Genomic DNA, 20,654 nt, shown 5'->3' on the forward strand with positions numbered 1-20,654 from the left:
CTGTTCATCTAGGTTTTGGTTTGATGGTTCTCGAAAAGTCAACCATGATCGATTGTTGACCTCATATTTCGTGATAGTCAACACCGCCATCTATCCGCTCAGTTCTCAAATACCATCCACCTCAGATTAGTTGTCATGCTGAACCGACGCGACTTCACTCGACTCTCTCTATTTGGCTTGGGGTTGGGATTAGCCAACTGCACTGCCCCAGCCCAACTCTCTTCTGTTAACTCAGTTAAATCTCGCTCCGATACTGATCTAACCATTTGGTGGGAGCAGGGTTTTCTACCAGAAGAAAACAAGGGAGTTGCTCAGATTGTTCAAGATTGGGAGGAGCAGTCCGGTCTGATGGTGAATTTAAAGTTGGTTCCATTGGATCTCATGGATCAAAAACTCTCTAAATTGGTGACTGAACCGGGTAACCCCCAAATTCCTGATATTGTCTATTCCGTTGGACTTGATACCAACCTAGCACCGAAATTGGCATGGCAAGATCAATTACTTGATCTATCAGAGGTGATTCTGCCCATTAAAGACCGCTACACCCCCATTGCCCTTTCCCAGGTGAACTACCGGAACCAGGCGCGAGGAGAACGCAGCTATTATGCCCTTCCCCTGTGGCAGGCGGAAGATTACATCCACTACTGGGGAAACTTAGTGGAGGCAATTGGGTTTGGTCCAACTGATGTGCCTATGGCTTGGGAGCCTTTTTGGAAGTTTTGGAAAACGGCACAAACTCAGTTGCGATCGCAAGATCATCCTGACATTTATGGCATCGGGTTATGCATGTCATCCATTGGGTTCGACACCTATACTTCATTGATGATGTTTCTCGATGCCTATAATGTTGAAGTCATCACCCGCGAGGGTGAATTTTCCCTCGAAGATCCCCAAAATCGACAACGAATGATTGCTGCCCTAGACCAATTTACTCGCTTTTTCAAAGAGGGTTACGTTCCCCCTGCTGCCCTGGAATGGACTGGAGGAGGTAACAATAGCAGTTTCATTGATGGGGGTATTTTAATGACCCAAAATCTGACCCTCTCGATTCCGCTGACGCAGCAATTGCCCGCCAACCAATATAACCAGGATGCAGCGACACGGTATCAACAAATGGTCACGATCGGGCGGCCTCAAAAGCCAGATGGTACTGACTTATTCACCCGAAAGGGCATCAAACAGGCCATCGTGCCGAAAGCCTGTCCACATCCAGAAGCGGCCAAAAATTTCCTGGCTTATTTAGTTGAGCCGAAAAATATTAATCAGTTGATCACAGGCTTTAAGGGACGAGTCATGCCCGTGATGCCCCAGTTGTTTAAGAATTCCCTCTGGAGCAATACTCCTGATCCTCATCTGGCAGCGGCCTTAAAGATTTACAATCGCCCCAGCTTGATTCCCTACGAAGTTATTCACCCTGCCTTTAGTGAAGTGCAAAGTCAACAACTCTGGGCAAAGACCGTCCTCAAAGTTGTGCAAGATAACACTTCTGCCACTGAAGCCAGTGACTGGGCAATTAATCAGATCAAAACCATTTGGACTGAATGGGAGAAAGCCGTATGAAACGCTGGCTAACTCATAGCCTGCTAACCCAGTTAGTCAGCTACTTCTCATTGCTGTCGATTGTCACCGTTAGTGCTGTGGCGATCGGTTCATACTTCCAAGCTCGGGCCTCATTAGAGGCGGAAGTTATTAACCGGCTCACAGTCGCTGCACAGCTCAAAAACTATCAGCTAAACAAATGGGTTAAGGATCAATTACGCGACATCCTATGGGTCAGTCGCGAAAGTAAAGTTCAAACAGCGATTAATACTTTGCTGACCACGGATCCAACCCAGCCAGCCTATCCAGAAGCCCGCAAGGCCCTTGACCAATATATTGCTGAGCTGACCCAGATTAAACCCAATCTGCGCAGCATTCGGATTACCCGCAACAGTGGGTTTGTGGTCTTTGCTTCCGATGACCCCACCCTTGAGGGCAGATACCGCCCCCTAGGCGATCCAGCAACCTACTTCACCCGCGATCGCCTGAATGTGGTGGTTCCCAACTTCTACATCTCCCCCAAAACTCAAAAGGCAGCCATTACTGTTGCGACCCCAATTATGGACAGTCGGGGCGATCGGATGGCTGCTCTCGTGGTCGATTTAGATCTCGAAGAAGTAGATACGCTGATTCGCGATAATACGGGTTTAGGCGAGACCGCAGAAACCTACCTGGTGGGTCGCGCCAAAGGCAAAACAGTCTTTATCTCAAAGCAAGCCGCATCAGCAGAGACGAGTGCCGTGCCCGATACCGAAGGCATCAGCAGTGACGGCATTGAATCTGCGATCAACCAACAAAGTGGCTTTGGCCGCTATACCAACTATCAAGGAGTGCCCGTGGTCGGCGTTTATCGTTGGCTACCGGAGCAAAATTTGGTCTTAATGGCTGAAATTAGCCAAGATCAGGCCTTCTTGCCCGCGCAACAATTGTCCAGAAATATTCTGCTGATTGGGTTTCTGTCTTCTGGGGTGCTTCTGATTGCGGTTTATCTTCTGTCTCGACGTATTACCCGTCCGATTTTGGCCATTAGCACCGCAGCCACCCATCTGGCGGCAGGGGATTTAACCCAAACCGTGCCTGTGCTCACCGAGGATGAAGTGGGTAAGCTCGCCCAGACCTTTAATCAAATGGCGGGTCAGCTCAAGGCATCGTTTAGCACCTTGGAGCACCGTGTGGCAGAGCGCACTGCTGAACTGGCCCAGGCGAAGGAGCAAGCGGATGCGGCGAACCAGGCAAAGAGTGACTTTTTGGCCAACATGAGCCATGAATTGCGCACCCCATTAAACGGAATTTTGGGCTATGCCCAGATTCTAGGACGTTCCAAAGCCTTGCCCGATAAAGAGCGGCGGGGGGTGAACATCATCCACCAATGTGGTTCCCATCTGCTAACCCTGATCAACGACATTTTGGATCTGTCCAAAATCGAAGCCCGCAAACTAGAACTGGCTCCAACCGCAGTGCACTTACCCTCCTTGCTCCAAAGCGTGGTGGAAATGTGCAAGATTCGGGCTGAGCAAAAGGGCATCGAATTTGTCTATCAGCCCAGTTCTCGTTTGCCCGATGGCGTTTCCACCGATGAAAAGCGGTTGCGTCAGGTGCTGATTAATTTGTTAGGCAACGCCATCAAATTTACGGATCACGGGACGGTAACACTACGGGTTGATGTGTTGCATTGCTCTGAGACCCAGGTGTCCCTGACTTTTCAGGTCATTGATACGGGGGTGGGGATTGCTGAGGCAGACTGCACGAAACTATTTCAGGCCTTTGAGCAAGTAGGCGATCGCCACAAGCAATCTGAGGGCACCGGTCTGGGTCTGGCCATTAGTCAGCGGATTGTGCAGTTGATGGGAGGACAAATCCAGGTCAAGAGTCAATTGGGGGCTGGCAGTGAGTTTTCCTTTACGCTCGACCTTCTGTTAGTGAAAGACTGGGCTAGACAGCAAGGGGGACTAGAAGGGTGCGATCGCATTATGGGCTATGCCGGAGATCGGCAGACGATCCTGATCGTGGACGATCGCTGGGAGAACCGAGCGGTCTTGCTGAACCTCTTAGAACCTCTGGGCTTTAGGGTGATCGAAGCCCAAAACGGACAAGAGGGGTTAGCCTCCCTTCAATCTGAGCAACCCGATCTTGTGGTGACCGATCTGGCAATGCCCGTGATGGATGGTTTTGAGTTCTTGAAGCAAATTCGCACCAACGACAAGTTGCACCAGACGAAGGTGATTGTCTCCTCTGCCTCCGTCGCTCAGTTGGATCAAGAGATGGCCCTCAATAGCGGTGGTGATGACTTCCTGGGCAAGCCTGTGGATGCCACAGCATTGTTTGAACTATTGTCGGAGCACTTACAGGTGGAGTGGATCTACGAACCTCCAACCGCCGCTTCAGATTTGGTGGTGACTGCCCCCACGGATTGGGTTGCGCCCCCCTATGAAACCCTATCAGCCTTGTTGGCCCTAGCTCGACAAGCTAACATCAAAACCCTACGTGAGCAGTTGGAGCATTTAGTCCATACCGACCAACGGTATATCCCTTTTGCCGAACCGCTGCTTCAGTTTGCCCAACAGTTTCAGGCTGAAGAAATTGAGGACTTGCTACAGCAATATTTAGCAGATTTAGAGAATGTTGATGGGGGGATGATCCATGCTGGATAGTGTCAAGATTCTTGTGGTGGATGATACACCCGCCAATCTAGAAGTAATTACCGAAACCCTGTCCTTGGCAGGATATGCCACTTCTACAGCTATCAGTGGTGAACGAGCCTTAAAGCGGCTGCAAACCTACATCCCCGACTTGATTTTGCTAGATGTGCAAATGCCTGGGATGGATGGATTTGAAACCTGTCAGCAGTTGAAAGCTGATCCAGGAACTGCTCGCATCCCCGTTATTTTCATGACTGCCCTAACGGCTGTAGACAGCAAAGTCAAAGGGTTTGCGCTGGGGGCTGTTGATTACATCACCAAACCATTTCAAGAAGCAGAGCTGTTGGCGCGGGTGAATACCCATCTGCAACTCAGTTCTTTAACCCAACAGCTTGAACGTCGGGTTGAAGAGAGAACGGCTGAGTTGCAATTGACCCTAGACCAACTCTCGCGATCGCAACTGCAACTGATCCAGGCTGAAAAAATGGCTTCTCTGGGTAATTTGGTGGCCGGAGTTGCTCATGAAATCAACAATCCAATTGGGTTCCTCAGTGGCAGTATCCACAACACCAAAGACTATGTAGAAGCCTTGCTGGAGCATTTGCGCCTATACCAGCAGCGGTATCCCCAAACTGATCAACTCATTCAAGAACATGCCAATGATATTGAGTTGGAATTCTTGAGCGAGGATTTACCGAAAGTGTTGGTCTCGATGCAGGGAGCTACGGAGCGGATTACATCGATCAGTACCAGCCTCAGGACGTTTTCTCGGGCTGATGTGGTCTACAAAGTCAGCGCTAACCTGCACGAAGGCATTGACAGTACTTTATTGATTCTGAAATATCGTCTCAAGGCCAATGAATTTCGACCGGCGATCGAGGTAATTCGAGACTATGGTGATATTCCAGTGATTGATTGCTTTCCAGGGCAATTGAATCAGGTATTTATGAATATTTTGGCGAATGCGATCGATATGTTTGACGACATCGCCCAAGGGCAGTCTTTCGAGCAGCTACAAGCTCACCCCCAAGAGATTACGATTCGCACCACCGCCGATGCCAACCAGGTACAGATTCAGATTTCTGATAACGGCAAAGGTATGACAGAAGAGGTGAGAGAACGAATTTTTGATCATTTGTTTACGACAAAAGGCGTGGGCAAGGGCACGGGGTTGGGGCTGACGATCGCCCGTGAAATTGTGGTCGAAAAACATGGCGGTAGTTTAGAAGTACAGTCCAACCTAGGCGTAGGCACCGAGTTCTGCATTCGACTGCCAATCACAGACTGAGCAGCCAATTCTGCATGACCGTATTTTCGAGCACCGATCGCCGCTCCAAGTTCGCATAGCTGGCTGGGATTCGCTGTAGCCGATCGCCCTCGATCGCCCCCAATTCCGGCAACCGATCGCGCCACTCCCGAAAGAACTCTGGATCAGCACTGCGCTGGAGGCCAAACCGCTCTTCGAGGTTTTGAAGTGTCAGTTGTTCGATCGCCACTGTTGTTGTCATCTGGGCCTCCATTTCAGCAGCTTTAGCTTGTTTCCCGCGCTCTGAGGGCGATCCTAAACCCTGGCGACCGGTCACAAAGTTACGAAGTTAATATCCTGATTGAGTTGACACGTAGCATTCAGGCGCAAAAGTTGTTGAGATTCGTATCTATTTTTACAGTTTCAGCCACGCTTTCCCTGTTTCTTGGGTGTATAGTGCTAATTAACCAGGCGTTGTGCTGACATACCAGCCACTACCAATGGGAAATTTTTCTCCCTCTAACTTCCATGCCCAAGTTGAATGGGCAACAGGCTTTATCAGCAGGATTTAGCTGCGCATCCAGTGACAGAGACACTGAACCGATGCCGATAGTGCAGCAACCTGCAATTTGCTCAAAAAACTCTTGCTCGACATCCAACCCCTGAATTTGGGTTCAAGCTTGTCGTTTCTTATTCCAATTTAACGTCACCGTCTATCTGGACATGTCCGTTTGCAGGCTATCTGTAAGCGGCTGTTCGGTTGGGATTTGTGGCGTTGAATTCTAGAACTCAGAAGATCCATCAGCCTTTTATCAAGTTTGAGAAAGATAATGCCAATGATCTCGCCTACTACCTTGTCGGCCCCCTCTAGCCCTTCTCATCTCACAACCCAGGACTACATCGATCTAGAAACCACCTATGGAGCGGATAACTATCATCCATTGGATGTTGTGATTACCGAGGGACAGGGGGTTTGGGTTTGGGATATTGATGGCAATAAATACCTGGATTGCTTGAGCGCCTATTCTGCTCTCAATCAGGGTCATTGTCACCCGCGTATCCTCCAGGCAATGGTGGAACAAGCCGCTAAAGTGACGCTAACGTCTCGGGCCTTCCGTAATGATCAGTTGGGACGGTTCTACGAAAAGCTATGTCAGATTTCAGGACTGCCCAAGGTGTTACCGATGAATTCGGGCGCAGAAGCCGTTGAAACGGCGATTAAGGCCATCCGTAAATGGGCTTATACCGTGAAGGGCGTGCCTGCTAACCAAGCGGAAATCATTGTGTGTAGCAATAACTTTGCCGGGCGCACCATTAGCATTGTCAGCTTTTCCACCGAGGAGCAGTATCAGTCTGGATTTGGCCCATTTACGTCGGGATTTAAAGTGGTGCCCTATGGCGATGTGGCAGCCCTGGAAGCTGCGATTACGCCGCATACGGCGGCTTTCTTTTTAGAGCCGATTCAGGGGGAAGGTGGCATTATGATTCCCCCCGATGGCTATCTCCAACAGGCCGAGCGCCTGTGCCGCCAGAATAATGTGCTGTTGGTGTTTGATGAAATTCAAACGGGATTGGGGCGCACGGGTAAGATGTTTGCTTTTGAACATGAAGGCGTGAAGCCGGATGGAATTACCATCGGTAAGGCATTGTCGGGTGGGTTCTATCCCATTTCTGCTTTTGTGAGTACCCATGCAGTGATGGATGTGTTTAATCCTGGAGATCATGGCAGTACCTTTGGGGGGAATCCCCTGGCTGCGGCCGTAGGGATGGCGGCATTGGATGTAATTGTGGAAGAACAATTGCCCGATCATGCTGCCGAGTTGGGTACTTACTTCATGATGCGATTGCGTGAAATTACCAGTCCTCACATCCAAGAAGTGCGAGGGCGAGGCCTGTTGATTGGGGTGGAGCTGAAACCGGAAGCGGGCGGAGCAAGACAGTTCTGCAAGGCCCTGATGCAAGAAGGGGTGCTGGCGAAGGAAACCCGTGAAGATATTATTCGGTTTGCGCCGCCGCTGGTGATTACGCGATCGCAGCTCGATTGGGCCCTAGAGCGGATTGAACGGGTGTTGACGGCGGCTTAATCATTGCCGTGGTCGAACTTCTTCGCTCGGAATGCTTGTGTTTGCACCATGGCTGATCACGGCAACAACGACTAATCATTCGAGATGCCATAAAGAAATGTAGGGGTAGCCTGCCGAGTTGGGCCGCCCCTACGTTATTGTTGGATGCGATCGGTTTTGATGGGGAACAGCCATCAAACGCAAGGGGGAAAGTGCAGTGCGAATCTGCCGCTGTCCCGCAACTGTGATGAGAAATGAATCTCTGAGTCAGGATGCCCGCCGATTTAAGAATCCATGTTTTACGAACCTGTCTGCGAGGCAACAGACAAACATGAAGCTATCTAAACGATTGAGCCTTGCCATCATGGCAGGGCTAAGTTTCTATGGGGTTGTTAGCTGCCCAGCCCCTGCCCAGGCGATGCATATTATGGAAGGGTTTCTGCCAGTGCAGTGGGCAGCGTTTTGGTGGGCAGTTTCGTTACCTTTCTTGATTGTGGGCTGGCGATCGCTGACTCAAATCGCGCGGCAAAACCCTGAATTAAAGCCGCTGCTGGCCTTGGCGGGTGCGTTTACCTTTGTCCTTTCTGCGCTCAAGATTCCTTCAGTCACGGGTAGTTGCTCGCACCCAACAGGAACAGGCTTGGGTGCAATTGTGTTTGGGCCTTCCGTCATGACAGTGTTGGGCAGCATCGTCCTTCTGTTTCAGGCATTGTTACTGGCTCATGGTGGTCTAACGACGCTGGGTGCCAACCTGTTTTCGATGGCGATCGTGGGGCCCTATGTTGCCTATGGAATTTACTATCTCCTGTTGAAGCTAGGCTCTCAAAAATTAGCGATCTTTCTGGCTGCTGCGTTGGGCGATTTGTTGACCTACATCGTGACTTCTATTCAGCTTGCCCTGGCTTTCCCGGCTGCCCAAGGGGGGATTATGGCGGCATTTTTGAAGTTTGCTGGGATCTTTGCCATCACGCAAATTCCCTTGGCGATCGCTGAAGGGTTGCTGACGGTTCTGGTCTGGAACTGGCTACAAGCCTACGCTCGCCCAGATCTGGAAACACTGAGGGTACTGAAGCAGGAGGCGTAAAACAATGAATAATCCACTAAAGAAATACGAAAACGGGCTGCTGGTGATTGCAGTGCTGGCGCTGGCAGTGCTGCCCTTGTTCTGGGTGAAGGGTGACTATGAGGGGGCTGATGTAAAGGCGGAGGAGATGATCGGGGAAGTTCAACCCGGCTATCAACCTTGGTTTCAGCCGCTGTTTGAGCCGCCCAGCGGTGAAATTGAAAGTCTGTTATTTGCTTCCCAAGCTGCACTGGGAGCCGGGACTATTGGTTTTGTGATTGGGCGCTATCGCGGCAAAAGCAAGGGGCAAGATCACCGAGAAGATTGAACGCGCGCGAGGTTGCGGCGGTTTATGGCTCATCACCTAGATGTCTACGCCTGCACTAATCGGTTACGGTGCATTTCACCCCAACAAAAGCTGTGGTTTGCGATCGCCACCCTTCTGATTGCTCTAATGGCACAGATCAGTACTCAACTGCTGATTGTGTTGTGGCTGGCTGTTTGGACGGTGGGCTATGCCCGCATTCCCATCAAGGTGTACTTGCAGGTTTTGATGGCTGCTGGGTTGTTTTTGGTCACTAGCCTGCTGGCTTTAGTCCTGAATTTGGTCTCAATTGAGCAGATGGTATCTGTTCAGCAGGATCAGGTGGGTGGGGTGGCGATCGCCAATGGCTATCTTTGGGTCAGCCGCAGTGGACTGGTGCAAGCATTGCAGATTGGAATGAGGTCGATCGCCTGTACCTCTTGCTTGCTGTTTGTGTTGTTGACTACGCCGTTTACCGATTTACTGCAAGTCCTCAGACAATGGCGAGTTCCGGTTTTGTTAACTGAACTGTTGTTGCTGATGTATCGATTTATTTTCTTGCTGTTAGCGGTCATGACTGAATTACAACTGGCCCAGCGTGCAAGAGGGGGGTATCGGACAAGGCAACGGTGGATTTACAGTGTGGGGCTGCTGGTTAGTCAGTTACTGGTGCGATCGCTACAACATTATCAACATTTCTCACTGGCCTTAGCAGCCCGCGGCTTCAATGGTAGTTTTCGAGTTGAAGCCGGTCAATCTTATTTTTACTCGAAACGCTACGCCATTGAGGCGATTGTTGGCTGTGTTGGATTAATAATTTTGGAGCTGAAGATTCGACTTTTTCCAGGTGTTTGATGGCTGATGTGCTGTTGGAACTTCATGAAGTTTGTTATGCCTATCCTCATTGCGATCGTTTTGCTGTTCGGCAACTCAGTTTCAAGGTGCCTGTGGGTCAAAAGACTGTGATTTTAGGCCACAATGGCTGTGGTAAATCAACACTGTTGTTTTTGATTGCTGGATTATATCGCTGCACTTCAGGAATCATCACTTGGCAAGGTCAGCCTTTAAACTATCGTGCCGCTGCACTCAATTTGTGGCGACAGCGAATTGGACTGACGTTTCAAAATCCAGAACGACAATTGGTGGCGGCGACGGTTGCTGAGGATATTTCCTATGGACTTTGTAACTTGTCGTTGCCTGAGGCAGAAATCCGCAGACGACTTCAGGCAACGCTGGCAGACTTTTGCTTGACAGAACTCGCTAACACCCCGCTCCATTATCTGAGCCTAGGTCAAAAGCGCCGAGTGGCTTTGGCTGGAGTGATGGCGCTGCAACCGGAATTGTTGTTGCTGGATGAACCGACGGCCTATCTGGATGCCCGACAAACTCGTAACCTGTTTCAGGAACTCGATCGGATTCACGATCGGGGGACGACGATGATCATGGCAACCCACGATCTAGACCTGGCTTATGCCTGGGCCGATTGGGCGATTGTGTTAGATGAGGGAAGCCTGGTGTTGTCTCAGCCGATCGAGACCGTTTTTAACAATGTTGAGCTACTCCAACAATTGCAGCTTGAAATCCCAACGGTTTTAGCGGTTTGGAATGCCCTGCCCGCGGCCTTGCGCCATCCGCGCCAGACACTACCGAAGACAATCTCGGAGTTGCGTGCTCACCTTGCGACTAACCCCGAGGACGCACCCTATAATCTTTGATAGGCTACATCTTTTAATGAGTTACATCAAAGAATGTTGGCGTTACCAAATCGTTAGGCAGCAAGATGCTCTAGCCCCTTGTTACGACGACTGACTCACAAATTTGACCCAGTGAATTAAGGCAGCCACGCTACGAGTATTGTCTCGGGGTATAGATCCATTGTTTTCCTGATCGCTGTTGGATCATTCGAGTTTTGCTAGATCCAATCAAGATCACCGTTCGCATGTCAGCGTCATCGATCGCCAATTGTTCCAAGGATTTAACCGCCACTGTTTGCCCGGGCCGGCCCAAGTTCCGGGCTAATACGACAGGTGTTTGGGGCGATCGCCACTGCAACAAAATCTCCTTGGCTTTTGCGAGTTGCCAAGTGCGCTGTTTGGAAACAGGATTGTAAAAGGCGATCGCGAAATCAGCTTGGGCGGCGGCGGTGACCCGCTGGGCAATCACGTCCCAAGGTTTGAGAATGTCGGAGAGGGAAATGGTGCAAAAATCATGCCCCAAGGGTGCGCCCACTTGAGCGGCGGCGGCTTGCATGGCTGAAATGCCAGGATAGACCTGAATGTCAATTGGTTCCCACTCTGGTTTTGCCTCTCGGTCTAGCACTTCAAATACGGCCGCTGCCATCGCATAAATACCCGGATCGCCTGAGGATACGATCGCTACGGTTCGTCCGGTTGCGGCTAAATCTAAAGCAGCGCGAGCGCGATCGAGTTCCACTCGGTTATCCGACTCATGGCAAATGGTATGAGGTTGCCGCAATGGTGCTGCTAGATCTAGATAAGTTTTGTAGCCTACCCAATCTGTGGCTGATCGCAAGATTGCTTGGGCTTCAGGAGACATCCAGGCGGCGGAGCCGGGGCCTGTACCAACGATCGCTAATTTTCCCGGTTGGCGATTCGGTGTTGACAGTGGAGAATCGGGTGCGATCGATTCCGGGTCAAATTCATAGACTAAGCAATCTGTGCTGGGAATTTTTGCCGGTTCAGCGCCATCTTTGGGCCAGATTGCAATTGTGAGCGATCGCCCGTCAGGAATGTTTTTGCTTGCTTCATTCCCCTCTGTCGCGATCGGTAATCGACTCATGGTGAGCCAAGGCGCTTCCCCAATCAGCTTGACGGTTGCGCCTGCCAGTAAGTCGGCAATAAAGGTCTTTGCATCCTCAGGATTGACTAAGCGATAGGCTGGTGGTGGCGACAACAAAGCGGCTTGAAATCGTAGCTCGCCCGTTGTGGTAATGGCCGCAGAAACGCGAAGAACAGCGGCAATTTGACGCGCTAACTGATTCACACCCTGCAAGCCACCCAATAACGGCACAACGGCACTACCATCTTCGGCGATCGCTAAAACGGGTGGTTCCTGCCATTTGTTGATCAGGAGGGGAGCGATCGTCCGGATTAAAATGCCAGCGGCACAAATCCCAAGAATGGCAGTGCCCGATCGAAACAGCTCCCGCACCGTATCGCCAAAGTCGTCGTAGATCAAATCTGCCGATTGAGTCCGGTTGGCTAATCCATAGATCACGGCATCCGGATTAGCTGTTTGGATCTGACGAGCAATGGGAATACTGGCTTCTCCTAAAATAATGATCGCAAGTGAACTCATTGTTAATTAGCAGTTAATTAGCAGTTTCATTGGGGTTGAGTTTGGCTGGGAATCAGAATCAGAGACCAGTAGGGAACTTCGGCTGAATCAATCTCGGTAATGGCAACAATTCGCTGAGTGGGTTGAGTCGCTCGTTCAATGTAAAGGGCGCGATCGAGGAGTCCCAGTTCATCCAAAATGGCGCGGACTTTCGCAAAGTGTCTGCCCAGTTTAATGATGACTGCGGCATCCGCCACCGCGAGGCGATCGCGCAGGGTTTGGGCATCCAACGTGGCCGGCATAATGCTCAATACATCATTGCGAAAGGTGATCGGCGCACCCAACATGGCGGCACTGGCCATGGTGGAAGAAATGCCCGGAACCACTTCGGTCGGAAATCGCGGCGCTAATCGCTGAAACAGATACATAAACGTGCCATACAGCATCGGTTCTCCCTCGCACAGCACCGCCACATCCCGTCCCTGGCTCAGATGTTCAGCGATTTTCTCAGCAGCCCTGTCGTAGTAGGGTTGGGACGATCGCTCCACGCTAAAGGGCAACGGCATCGGAATCTCAATTTGGTCGGGACGAATGAAATCAGCCACGATCGCCCGCGCCAAAACCTTGCCATTTTCCAAAGTGGGGTAAGCAATCACGGGAACAGTGGTCAAAATCCGGTGTGCCTTCAGGGTCAACAGCTCCGGGTCTCCTGGCCCAATGCCGAGTCCATAGAGTTTACCCATGTTCATAGTTCGTTCTCCTTCGCTAAGGCATTAATGGCAGCGGCGGCGATCGCGCTTCCCCCCCGCCGACCCTGAAGCGTGATGAAGGGCACGCCGCGACTGTTGGCCGCCAATTCGGCCTTGGATTCAGCAGCTCCCACAAAGCCGACGGGGAAACCCAAAATCAAAGCAGGTTTCGGCCAGCCCTGATCTAATTGTTCTAGGAGATAGAAAAGAGCCGTTGGGGCGTTCCCGATCGCAACGACTGCCCCAGCGAGGTGAGGTTGCCAAAGGTCAATGGCCGCAGCCGATCGCGTATTGTCGATCCGTTGGGCAATCTCCGCAACTTCCGGCCGATTCAGGGTGCAAATAATCGCATTATTCGCCGGAAGTCGCTTACGAGTAATACCATTGGCTACCATTTGCGAATCGCACAAAATGGGCGCACCGGCCTTGAGCGCCTCTCGTCCGGCTTGGACCGCATGGGATGAAGCGGCGAGATCCTGCACAATATCAGTCATGCCACAAGCATGAATCAGCCGCACGGCAACTAGCGCTAAACCATTGGATAAATGCTCTAGGTTAGTTTCTGCACGAATGATGGCAAATGATTTGCGATAAATATCATCGCCGTTGCGAATGTAGTCAATCATTTGACTTTTGAGATAGGCGAATTTTAAAGGTTTGAGGACGCGATCGAGGGTTGCATTGTGGGTATTAAAAACCGAGCGGCGAATGCTCCAAAAGACTCATCTAATGTTGCTCGGTGTTGTTGATAGAGCACCAGTAATTTGGCAATTTTTGAAGGCAGCTCAGAAGCAATAACACTTCCCAGATGATGTTGCATCACGGCTTCTTTGACATCACCCGAGCATTGCGCTGTGCTGACATAGATCTGATAGCCTTCCACGACTTCACCGGACTGCTCGATCATCGCACCCAACAGAGTAATTTCAGCCGGACTGGGTTGTGCGCAAGATTTTGGACAGCCTGTGAGATGAATGTTGACGGGCGACTCTAGCACCAAATGTTGATTGAGGACTTGGGTTAGGGCGATCGCATCGGTTTGCGTTTGGGTTGCTGAGGCAGCGCAGCCCGGTTTTCCGCCACAAGCCATGATCGCCGCCGCAACCCGATTGGCGGATATGGACAATCCCCATGATTCAAGGTGTTGCAGTACCTCAGCCACTTGGCGATCGGGAATATTCGGCAGCACAACCGTTTGCCAGGGGGTTAGTCGCAGTTCGCCACTCCCAACAGTTGCGGAGAGTTGTACCAATTCCCGCAATTGCGCTCCGGTCAGTTGTCCCAAGCTCAGATGAATGCCAACGTAAGACAATCCCAATTGTCGTTGCGGATGAACCCCCAAATGGGCATACCGCTGAGTTGGGCGAGGCGTAGGACAGGTAGCACCTAACCGGAGTGGAGAGGCTAAATACTGATTCACCTGCCGGAGATAGCGCTCCATACCCCAATCTTGCAGCAGGTGTTTCATTCGGGGCTTTTTCTGTTGGTGCGAATTTTGTTGGTGCGAGTTTTGTTGGTGCGAATTCTGATGCACATAATCCAGATAAACCCTGGTCAAAGCTGATATGACGGGCATACATTGATCAGGCTGAATTAACACTTTTGGATCTCGTAATTGCTTATCTCCTCCTAAGTGCAACCGAAAAAACACCGCCTCCTTCCCGTTTCCTAATTGCCCACCGCCCGCAACAGCCGAAAGCTGAATCTCGTTGTAACGATGTTCCCAAGGAATTTCCGTGGGCGAAGCATTGCCACAGGAGTAGCGCGTACCAATCCCGACTGCGCCGCCACCGTCAATTCCAATGCTGAATTTGGCAGGCAGATCAGCCAGCTCTGGATGGGTTTGAATATAGGCATCTAAGGCCTGTATCCAAGGACGAGTATCAATTAACTCTTGGGGATCGATTCCTGCTGTGGGGCTAGCCATCACATTGCGGAGATGGTCAATCTTGGGATTTTGAGCCGCAAGTCCCAGCGTCTGTAAGGTCTGAAAAACCTCGGCGGCTGGTGGATTGTGGACGGCTCGAATTTGTAAGTTGGCTCGATTCGTCACTTGGATTGCTGCACTGCCCCATTGTTCCGCGAGGGTGGCGATCGCCTGTCCTTGCTGACAATTCAAGAACCCACCAGGAATGCGAATCCGCATTAGAAATCCATCTTGGGCTGGAGTTCCATAGAACAGCCCTGGACAGCGATTCGGTTCCATTAGCCAAGTCACGGGATCCTCCTTCTCCGTGCGCCGCAGAGAATTCACAGGGTATTGTTCTGCCAATTGACTTCGTTAGAACAGACTTGAGGTTGGCATTCTGACTTGCTCGATTTCAAATTTTGGAGGTTGAATTTTGGATTGAATCCTGAAGTTCTAATCTAAAATTGCCAATCTAAAATCGCATTACAGTTGCGGCACAGTGTCGGGATCTTACCGAACTTTCCCAACTTCAAGCCAATGCAGCGTATCACATGGAGAGTGCTCAACATTGGACTCGTAAAATTTGCAAAAATCAACCGCTTTTTGAGTGCGAGGAGGAGGAATGCAAAAGTGGCTATCGATCATCGGTATTGGTGAGGATGGCTGGGAGGGAGTGAGTCCAGTGGGGCGATCGCTCCTGGCCCAAGCAACCGTGATTGTGGGCGGAGCGCGTCATCTTGCGCTGTTGCCCTCAGACGAGCAAGGGGGTCAATCCGACAAGCCATGTGAAAGACTACTCTGGACTTCCCCGATCGCTGACTCAGTGCAGCAAATCGTGCAACGTCGGGGGCAAGCGGTCTGTGTTCTGGCCAGCGGTGATCCAATGTGTTGTGGCATTGGCGTAACCCTGATCCGCCACATTTCGATCGGGGAAATGACGATCATTCCCGCTCCCTCTGCCTTTAGCCTGGCCTGTGCCCGTCTGGGTTGGTCACTGACCGAAGTGGAAACCCTCAGCCTCTGCGGACGCGATCCGGCGCTCTTGAACGCCGCGCTGTACCCCGCTGCCAAAATCTTGATCCTCAGCGCTGACAAAACAACTCCCGAAGCGGTCGCCCAACGCCTGACCCAGCAGGGCTATGGCGACAGTCAAATCACGGTTTTGGAACGTATGGGCGGTATTCATGAACGGATCACGACGGGGACGGCTGCCACCTGGACGGCTCCCGAGTTGGCCGATCTCAATACCATTGCCCTGACTTTGCCCCTAACGTCCCGAACGTCCCCAGCGATCCTCTCGCCTCGTACCCCTGGACTGCCCGACACTGCCTATCACCATGATGGACAGTTAACCAAACGGGAAGTTCGTGCAGTGACTTTATCGGCCCTTGCGCCATCACCCGGTCAACTGCTGTGGGATGTGGGGGCTGGCTGTGGGTCGATCGCCATTGAATGGCTGCGGTGCGATCGCCGATGTCGGGCGATCGCCATTGAACAGCACCCCGATCGCCTGCAATATATCGCCAACAATGCCCATGCTTTAGGCGTTCCCCAACTCCACGTTGTGGCGGGAGTTGCCCCAGATTCACTCAGGGATCTCCCAGAACCCGATGCGATTTTTATTGGCGGTGGACTCACCACGCCCAATCTATTGGAGACTTGCTGGCAAGCACTGCGTCCCGGTGGTCGCCTGGTTGCCAATGCGGTCACCGTCGAAAGTGAACAAATGCTATTTCAGTGGCAGAGTAAGCTTGGCGGAACCCTGACCCGAATTGCCATTCAGCGGGCAGCGCCCGTCGGCAAATTTCTGGGCTGGAAAGCAATGGCACCCGTGACTCAGTGGATCGTGATCAAAGGTTAACCCCTCGATAGCCATGAGTCTGCACCAAGGCTGCAAATAGCTTCAAATAACTGATGGGCATCCACCGATAAGCGGTGTGTCGTCCGGCAAGCGTGGAGTATCAGGTGTGGGGCGTTAGGCGTGGAGTGTCAATGTCTTTTTGAGCCACGCTAAAGCACTCTCAATCTCGGTCACGCTGTCTCCTGGTGGAATCAGTGGACGTTGGATCATCACCACCGGAATTCCTAGCTCCCGGGCCGCAATAATTTTGGCGTAGGTAGCATCCCCACCACTATTTTTGCTGACGATCGCTCCAATGTCGTACTGTTGCAGGATCGATCGCTCATTTTCTAATGAAAACGGGCCTCGTTCCAGGAGCAGTTTTCCAGGAGGAACTATCGCATCTGGCCCAGGCGGATCAATCATCCGCATCAGGAACCAAAGATCTTTCAAGGCAGCAAAAACGGCCAGCTCTTGCCGCCCGATCGTCAGAAAAATGCGCTCAGCGAGGCCCGGTAGGTTTGTGACAGCAGCCCCATGACCGTCCACTTCAATCCAGCGATCGCCCTCTGCCCGTTCCCAGGCCGGACGCATCAACAGTAAGCGGGGAATGCCAACCTCGGTGGCGGCCGCCGCCGCGTGGAAGGAAATTTGAGCCGCGAAGGGATGAGTTGCATCAATCAGCCCATCAATTTGCTGTTCTCGCAAGTAGTCTGTGAGTCCTGCCACACCGCCAAATCCGCCAATTCGGGTGTTTGCGGATGTCACTAGGGGCTGACGAGTTCGCCCTGCCAGCGATGTGATAACTTCCACTTCAGGGATTTCGGCGATCCGAGCCGCCAATGCGGTTGCGTCTCCGGTTCCGCCCAAGATCAGCACTCGCTTGCGATCGTGCATGTTTCACCCTGCTGCTGCTTCTGTCTTAGTCCATTCCCGATCGTCTCAAGTTCTTCACCTCAATGGCCCGTTCCGGTTACACCCTGCCTGTATTTGCAGTTGCCGCCGCCAAAGCCGCGTTGCTTCATCTCCAATACAACCGCCCTGATCCCTTACAAACCGTTGCTCTGGATTTGTTACCCGGCGAAGCAACCATTCCCATTCAGCAAGTCGCTCACCTAGACATCAGCAGCGCCCTGGCAATTACCATCAGCGATCCTGGTGACAATTTAGATTTAACTCGCAATACGCCCATTTGGGCTTGGATTAAACTTCAACCTCGCCAAGCTGAGCAACTGATTTTAGAGGCTGGAGAAGGGATTGGCAAAACCGCATCCGGGGATCCAGCCATCTACCGGTATGCTCGCCGTTTGTTTGAAGCTAACCTGCTACCGTTGATTGCTGCCGATCAAAGCGTCACGGTATCCATCATCATGCCTGAAGGTCGGCAACTGGCTCAACGAACGTCCAATGAAGCCTTCGGGGTTTTGGAAGGACTGTCATTACTGGGCACAAGTGGTATTGCTCAGCCCCTTTCTGCTGAAGATCATTTAGAAGATCTGCGTCAGATTTTGCAAGCCAAGGTGAAATTACACACTAACTTGGTTTTCTGCATTGGCAGTCATGGGATCCACGTTGCCCAACAAATGGGTTTTCCAGAAACCGCTATTGTCCAAACGGGCAATTGGGTGGGTGCATTACTCATCGAAGCGGCTTTGCATGGTGCAGAATCAGTCATCCTGCTGGGCTATCAAGGAAAGTTGGTGAAGCTGGCAGGCGGTATTTTTAATACTTCTAGTCACCTTGCTGATGCCAAATTGGAAATCATTAGTGCAGCGGTTGCCCGTACGGGTGGTGGTCTATCCGCCATAGAGACCGTGTTGGAAGCCAAGACGGCAGATGATGCTTATAAAAGTTTAGTGGAACTCAAATTAGCCGATCGCGTGTTTCAAGTATTAGCCACAACCATTTCTCAGAAAGCTCAAGCCTATGTGAAAAAGTATGGAAATGTTCTCCTCAAGATTGGAACTATTTTGATTAACCGTCAGGGACAGGTGATTGCGCAAGATGAGACCACTACTCAATTGAGCCATGCCTGGATTCAAAATAAATGAAACTAAGCAGGATGGTCTCAGAGGATGTCTGAAAAGTGTCTTTTGGCACGGGCAATGCACCAATAGTCGTGGGGGCAAGGGGCTTAAGCCTCTTGTCTTCGTCGATCGATGAGGCGTGCAGAGTATCGATTTTGGCTTTTCAGACATCCTCTCAGACTGTTGCTACCCAGGAGGCGATCCAGACTCTTTTTGAACCGTATACGGTTCAAAATTTTTGATCGGATTTTCGAGCACCGATCGCCGCGCTAAGTTCGCATAGCTGGCTTGGATTCGTTGCCGCCGATCGCGCTCGATTGCCCCCAACTCCGGCAACCGATCGCGCCATTCTCGAAAGAAATCTGGATCAGCACTGCGCTGGAGACCAAACCGCTGTTCGAGATCATGGAGCGTCAGTGGTTCGATCGCCACTGCTGTTGCCATTTGGGCCTCCATTTCAGCAGCTTTAGCTTGTTTTCCGCGCTCTGAGGGCGATCCTAAACCCTGGCAACCGGTCACAAGGTTACGAAGTTGATACACTGATTGAGTTGACCTGCAAGAGGCTAACGATCTCCCCTCAGCCGGATGTGATCCGGTCGATCGCCCAAGCTACCTGCCCCTCCCCCCTCAACGATTCAAGTAAGGAATTGCTAACCCAATGACCGTCGCGCCCGTAAGCTTGCCGCAACTGGTGAAACACGAAGTCAAAGACCTGTCCTTGGCCCCCATGGGTCGCCAACGGATTGAATGGGCGGGTCGAGAAATGCCGGTGCTGCGTCAAATCCGCGATCGCTTCGCCACCGAAAAGCCCTTCGCCGGTTTGCGTCTGGTTGCTTGTTGCCACGTCACCACTGAAACCGCCCACTTGGCGATCGCCCTCAAGGCCGGTGGCGCGGATGCGGTGCTGATTGCCAGCAACCCCCTTTCGACCCAAGACGACGTAGCCGCCAGCCTCGTGGTGGATGAAGGGATCTCGGTCTTTGCCTACAAGGGCGAAGATACCGAAACCTACCTGCGCCACGTGAACATCGCCCTCGACCACAAGCCGAACGTGATCATCGATGACGGTTCCGACGTGACCGCCACCCTGATCCAACAGCGCCAAGACCAAATCGCTGACCTGATTGGCACCACCGAAGAAACCACCACCGGCATCGTTCGCTTGCGGGCCATGCTGCGCGATGGCGTGTTGACCTTCCCGGCCATGAACGTCAACGATGCGCAAACCAAGCATTTCTTTGACAACCGCTACGGCACGGGCCAATCGACCCTGGACGGGATCATCCGCGCCACCAACGTTCTGTTGGCGGGCAAAACCGTGGTGGTGGCTGGCTATGGTTGGTGCGGTAAGGGCACGGCTATGCGCGCGCGCGGTTTGGGCGCAAACGTGATCGTTACCGAAGTGCTGCCTGTCCCGGCGATCGAAGCGGTGATGGATGGTTTCCGCGTGATGCCGATGGACGAAGCGGCCGCCCTGGGCGACCTGTTCATCACCGTCACCGGCAACAAGCACGTGATTCGCGGCGAGCATTTCGCCAAGATGAAGGATGGGGCGATCGTCTGCAACTCCGGTCACTTCGACCTGGAAATCGACCTGAAGGCCCTGAAGGCCCAAGCGTCGGAAGTGAAAACCGTCCGCAACTTCACCGAAGAATATCGCCTGACCAGCGGCAAGTCCGTGGTGGTGTTGGGCGAAGGTCGCCTGGTGAACCTGGCGGCGGCCGAAGGTCACCCCAGCGCCGTGATGGACATGAGCTTTGCCAACCAAGCCCTGGCTTGCGAATATTTGGTGAAGAACAAGGGCCAACTGGAGCCGGGTCTCTACTCGATTCCCGATGAGGTGGATCAAGAGATCGCCCGTCTGAAGCTGGCGGCCATGGGCATCGCGATCGATTCCCTGACCGCCGAGCAAATCGAGTACATGAACTCCTGGACGGAAGGCACATAATCACCGCCTGAACCCTAATCCCTAGTGTGG

The 20,654-nt window shown here is 52.0% G+C and carries 18 protein-coding genes and 1 riboswitch; of the genes, 11 read left to right on the forward strand and 7 right to left on the reverse strand.

The genetic code is table 11. The annotated features are described in order from the left end of the window. Window positions 1-135 precede the first annotated feature (135 nt). Genes AC2IAX_RS15680 through AC2IAX_RS15690 form a run of 3 tightly spaced genes read left to right on the forward strand, consistent with a single transcriptional unit; the run spans window position 136 to window position 5,466 of the window. Window positions 136-1,560, forward strand: a complete 1,425-nt coding sequence (locus AC2IAX_RS15680; RefSeq protein ID WP_494388303.1) for an ABC transporter substrate-binding protein — start codon at window positions 136-138, stop codon at window positions 1,558-1,560. Next, on the forward strand, window positions 1,557-4,190 hold the full coding sequence (locus tag AC2IAX_RS15685) for an ATP-binding protein (protein WP_494388304.1): 2,634 nt from the start codon (window positions 1,557-1,559) through the stop codon (window positions 4,188-4,190). Before AC2IAX_RS15680 ends, AC2IAX_RS15685 begins: the two co-directional genes overlap by 4 nt. Then, complete coding sequence (locus AC2IAX_RS15690) at window positions 4,180-5,466, forward strand: sensor histidine kinase (RefSeq protein WP_494388305.1); 1,287 nt, start codon at window positions 4,180-4,182, stop codon at window positions 5,464-5,466. Before AC2IAX_RS15685 ends, AC2IAX_RS15690 begins: the two co-directional genes overlap by 11 nt. On the opposite strand, the gene AC2IAX_RS15695 is transcribed toward AC2IAX_RS15690, so the two are convergent. Beyond that, window positions 5,456-5,686 (reverse strand): hypothetical protein, encoded by a 231-nt coding sequence (locus AC2IAX_RS15695; RefSeq protein ID WP_494388306.1) that lies wholly within the window; start codon window positions 5,684-5,686, stop codon window positions 5,456-5,458. The two genes, AC2IAX_RS15690 and AC2IAX_RS15695, sit on opposite strands and share 11 nt — an antisense overlap. A gap of 568 nt (window positions 5,687-6,254) precedes the next feature. On the opposite strand from AC2IAX_RS15695, the gene rocD reads away from it, so the two are divergent. The 5 genes from rocD (at window position 6,255) to AC2IAX_RS15720 (ending at window position 10,569) form a co-directional block, all read left to right on the forward strand. Next, window positions 6,255-7,508, forward strand: a complete 1,254-nt coding sequence (gene rocD / locus AC2IAX_RS15700; protein ID WP_494388307.1) for an ornithine--oxo-acid transaminase — start codon at window positions 6,255-6,257, stop codon at window positions 7,506-7,508. Window positions 7,509-7,642: 134 nt separating this feature from the next. Then, window positions 7,643-7,785, forward strand: a riboswitch (cobalamin riboswitch). A gap of 66 nt (window positions 7,786-7,851) precedes the next feature. Continuing rightward, on the forward strand, window positions 7,852-8,571 hold the full coding sequence (locus AC2IAX_RS15705; protein ID WP_494388308.1) for an energy-coupling factor ABC transporter permease: 720 nt from the start codon (window positions 7,852-7,854) through the stop codon (window positions 8,569-8,571). 4 nt (window positions 8,572-8,575) lie between these two features. After that, the gene (locus tag AC2IAX_RS15710) at window positions 8,576-8,878 is read left to right on the forward strand and encodes an energy-coupling factor ABC transporter substrate-binding protein (RefSeq protein WP_494388309.1); all 303 of its coding nucleotides are present in this window, start codon (window positions 8,576-8,578) and stop codon (window positions 8,876-8,878) included. Window positions 8,879-8,902: 24 nt separating this feature from the next. Beyond that, entirely contained in the window at window positions 8,903-9,709 is an 807-nt protein-coding gene (gene cbiQ, locus AC2IAX_RS15715) for a cobalt ECF transporter T component CbiQ (RefSeq protein WP_494388310.1), read from the forward strand. Next, window positions 9,709-10,569, forward strand: a complete 861-nt coding sequence (locus tag AC2IAX_RS15720) for an energy-coupling factor ABC transporter ATP-binding protein (RefSeq protein ID WP_494388311.1) — start codon at window positions 9,709-9,711, stop codon at window positions 10,567-10,569. The genes cbiQ and AC2IAX_RS15720 overlap by 1 nt, the downstream gene beginning before the upstream one ends. Window positions 10,570-10,699: 130 nt before the next feature. On the opposite strand, the gene cobJ is transcribed toward AC2IAX_RS15720, so the two are convergent. From cobJ to cobG, 4 genes are read right to left on the reverse strand one after another with little or no spacing between them, the layout of a single operon-like run. Next, window positions 10,700-12,172: a precorrin-3B C(17)-methyltransferase gene (gene cobJ / locus AC2IAX_RS15725; RefSeq protein ID WP_494388312.1), complete on the reverse strand. Its 1,473-nt coding sequence runs from the start codon at window positions 12,170-12,172 to the stop codon at window positions 10,700-10,702. A 26-nt stretch (window positions 12,173-12,198) separates the two neighbouring features. Then, a complete protein-coding gene (locus AC2IAX_RS15730) occupies window positions 12,199-12,900 on the reverse strand; it encodes a precorrin-2 C(20)-methyltransferase (protein ID WP_494388313.1) in 702 nt (233 codons plus the stop codon). Beyond that, window positions 12,897-13,526, reverse strand: a complete 630-nt coding sequence (locus tag AC2IAX_RS15735) for a precorrin-8X methylmutase (RefSeq protein ID WP_494388314.1) — start codon at window positions 13,524-13,526, stop codon at window positions 12,897-12,899. Before AC2IAX_RS15735 ends, AC2IAX_RS15730 begins: the two co-directional genes overlap by 4 nt. Window positions 13,527-13,549: 23 nt before the next feature. Then, on the reverse strand, window positions 13,550-15,118 hold the full coding sequence (gene cobG, locus AC2IAX_RS15740) for a precorrin-3B synthase (RefSeq protein ID WP_494388315.1): 1,569 nt from the start codon (window positions 15,116-15,118) through the stop codon (window positions 13,550-13,552). A 313-nt stretch (window positions 15,119-15,431) separates the two neighbouring features. Between cobG and cbiE the strand changes: the two genes are divergently transcribed. Beyond that, entirely contained in the window at window positions 15,432-16,670 is a 1,239-nt protein-coding gene (cbiE, locus tag AC2IAX_RS15745; protein ID WP_494388316.1) for a precorrin-6y C5,15-methyltransferase (decarboxylating) subunit CbiE, read from the forward strand. A 114-nt stretch (window positions 16,671-16,784) separates the two neighbouring features. Here cbiE and AC2IAX_RS15750 read toward each other — a convergent pair whose 3' ends face one another. Continuing rightward, the gene (locus AC2IAX_RS15750) at window positions 16,785-17,546 is read right to left on the reverse strand and encodes a cobalt-precorrin-6A reductase (protein ID WP_494388317.1); all 762 of its coding nucleotides are present in this window, start codon (window positions 17,544-17,546) and stop codon (window positions 16,785-16,787) included. Between the two features lie 62 nt (window positions 17,547-17,608). Between AC2IAX_RS15750 and cbiD the strand changes: the two genes are divergently transcribed. After that, window positions 17,609-18,700: a cobalt-precorrin-5B (C(1))-methyltransferase CbiD gene (cbiD, locus tag AC2IAX_RS15755; RefSeq protein ID WP_494388318.1), complete on the forward strand. Its 1,092-nt coding sequence runs from the start codon at window positions 17,609-17,611 to the stop codon at window positions 18,698-18,700. A gap of 162 nt (window positions 18,701-18,862) precedes the next feature. Here cbiD and AC2IAX_RS15760 read toward each other — a convergent pair whose 3' ends face one another. Further along, window positions 18,863-19,120: a hypothetical protein gene (locus AC2IAX_RS15760; protein ID WP_494388319.1), complete on the reverse strand. Its 258-nt coding sequence runs from the start codon at window positions 19,118-19,120 to the stop codon at window positions 18,863-18,865. Window positions 19,121-19,334: 214 nt separating this feature from the next. Here AC2IAX_RS15760 and ahcY point away from each other — a divergent pair, with 214 nt between their 5' ends. Then, the gene (gene ahcY / locus AC2IAX_RS15765) at window positions 19,335-20,624 is read left to right on the forward strand and encodes an adenosylhomocysteinase (protein WP_494388320.1); all 1,290 of its coding nucleotides are present in this window, start codon (window positions 19,335-19,337) and stop codon (window positions 20,622-20,624) included. Window positions 20,625-20,654 lie beyond the last annotated feature (30 nt).

The sequence above is a fragment of the Limnothrix sp. HT2024 genome, from assembly GCF_059138625.1.

Excerpts from the sequence above, each read along its gene's own strand:
- cbiQ (WP_494388310.1), top strand. The coding sequence starts at position 8,903 with ATGGCTCATCACCTAGATGTCTACGCCTGCACTAATCGGTTACGGTGC.
- cobJ (WP_494388312.1), bottom strand. The coding sequence starts at position 12,172 with ATGAGTTCACTTGCGATCATTATTTTAGGAGAAGCCAGTATTCCCATT.
- cbiD (WP_494388318.1), top strand. The coding sequence starts at position 17,609 with ATGGCCCGTTCCGGTTACACCCTGCCTGTATTTGCAGTTGCCGCCGCC.
- AC2IAX_RS15705 (WP_494388308.1), top strand. The coding sequence starts at position 7,852 with ATGGCAGGGCTAAGTTTCTATGGGGTTGTTAGCTGCCCAGCCCCTGCC.
- AC2IAX_RS15730 (WP_494388313.1), bottom strand. The coding sequence starts at position 12,900 with ATGAACATGGGTAAACTCTATGGACTCGGCATTGGGCCAGGAGACCCG.
- ahcY (WP_494388320.1), top strand. The coding sequence starts at position 19,335 with ATGACCGTCGCGCCCGTAAGCTTGCCGCAACTGGTGAAACACGAAGTC.
- AC2IAX_RS15680 (WP_494388303.1), top strand. The coding sequence starts at position 136 with ATGCTGAACCGACGCGACTTCACTCGACTCTCTCTATTTGGCTTGGGG.
- AC2IAX_RS15690 (WP_494388305.1), top strand. The coding sequence starts at position 4,180 with ATGCTGGATAGTGTCAAGATTCTTGTGGTGGATGATACACCCGCCAAT.
- rocD (WP_494388307.1), top strand. The coding sequence starts at position 6,255 with ATGCCAATGATCTCGCCTACTACCTTGTCGGCCCCCTCTAGCCCTTCT.
- AC2IAX_RS15695 (WP_494388306.1), bottom strand. The coding sequence starts at position 5,686 with ATGACAACAACAGTGGCGATCGAACAACTGACACTTCAAAACCTCGAA.
- AC2IAX_RS15710 (WP_494388309.1), top strand. The coding sequence starts at position 8,576 with ATGAATAATCCACTAAAGAAATACGAAAACGGGCTGCTGGTGATTGCA.
- AC2IAX_RS15720 (WP_494388311.1), top strand. The coding sequence starts at position 9,709 with ATGGCTGATGTGCTGTTGGAACTTCATGAAGTTTGTTATGCCTATCCT.
- AC2IAX_RS15760 (WP_494388319.1), bottom strand. The coding sequence starts at position 19,120 with ATGGCAACAGCAGTGGCGATCGAACCACTGACGCTCCATGATCTCGAA.
- AC2IAX_RS15750 (WP_494388317.1), bottom strand. The coding sequence starts at position 17,546 with ATGCACGATCGCAAGCGAGTGCTGATCTTGGGCGGAACCGGAGACGCA.
- cbiE (WP_494388316.1), top strand. The coding sequence starts at position 15,432 with ATGCAAAAGTGGCTATCGATCATCGGTATTGGTGAGGATGGCTGGGAG.
- AC2IAX_RS15685 (WP_494388304.1), top strand. The coding sequence starts at position 1,557 with ATGAAACGCTGGCTAACTCATAGCCTGCTAACCCAGTTAGTCAGCTAC.
- AC2IAX_RS15735 (WP_494388314.1), bottom strand. The coding sequence starts at position 13,526 with ATGATTGACTACATTCGCAACGGCGATGATATTTATCGCAAATCATTT.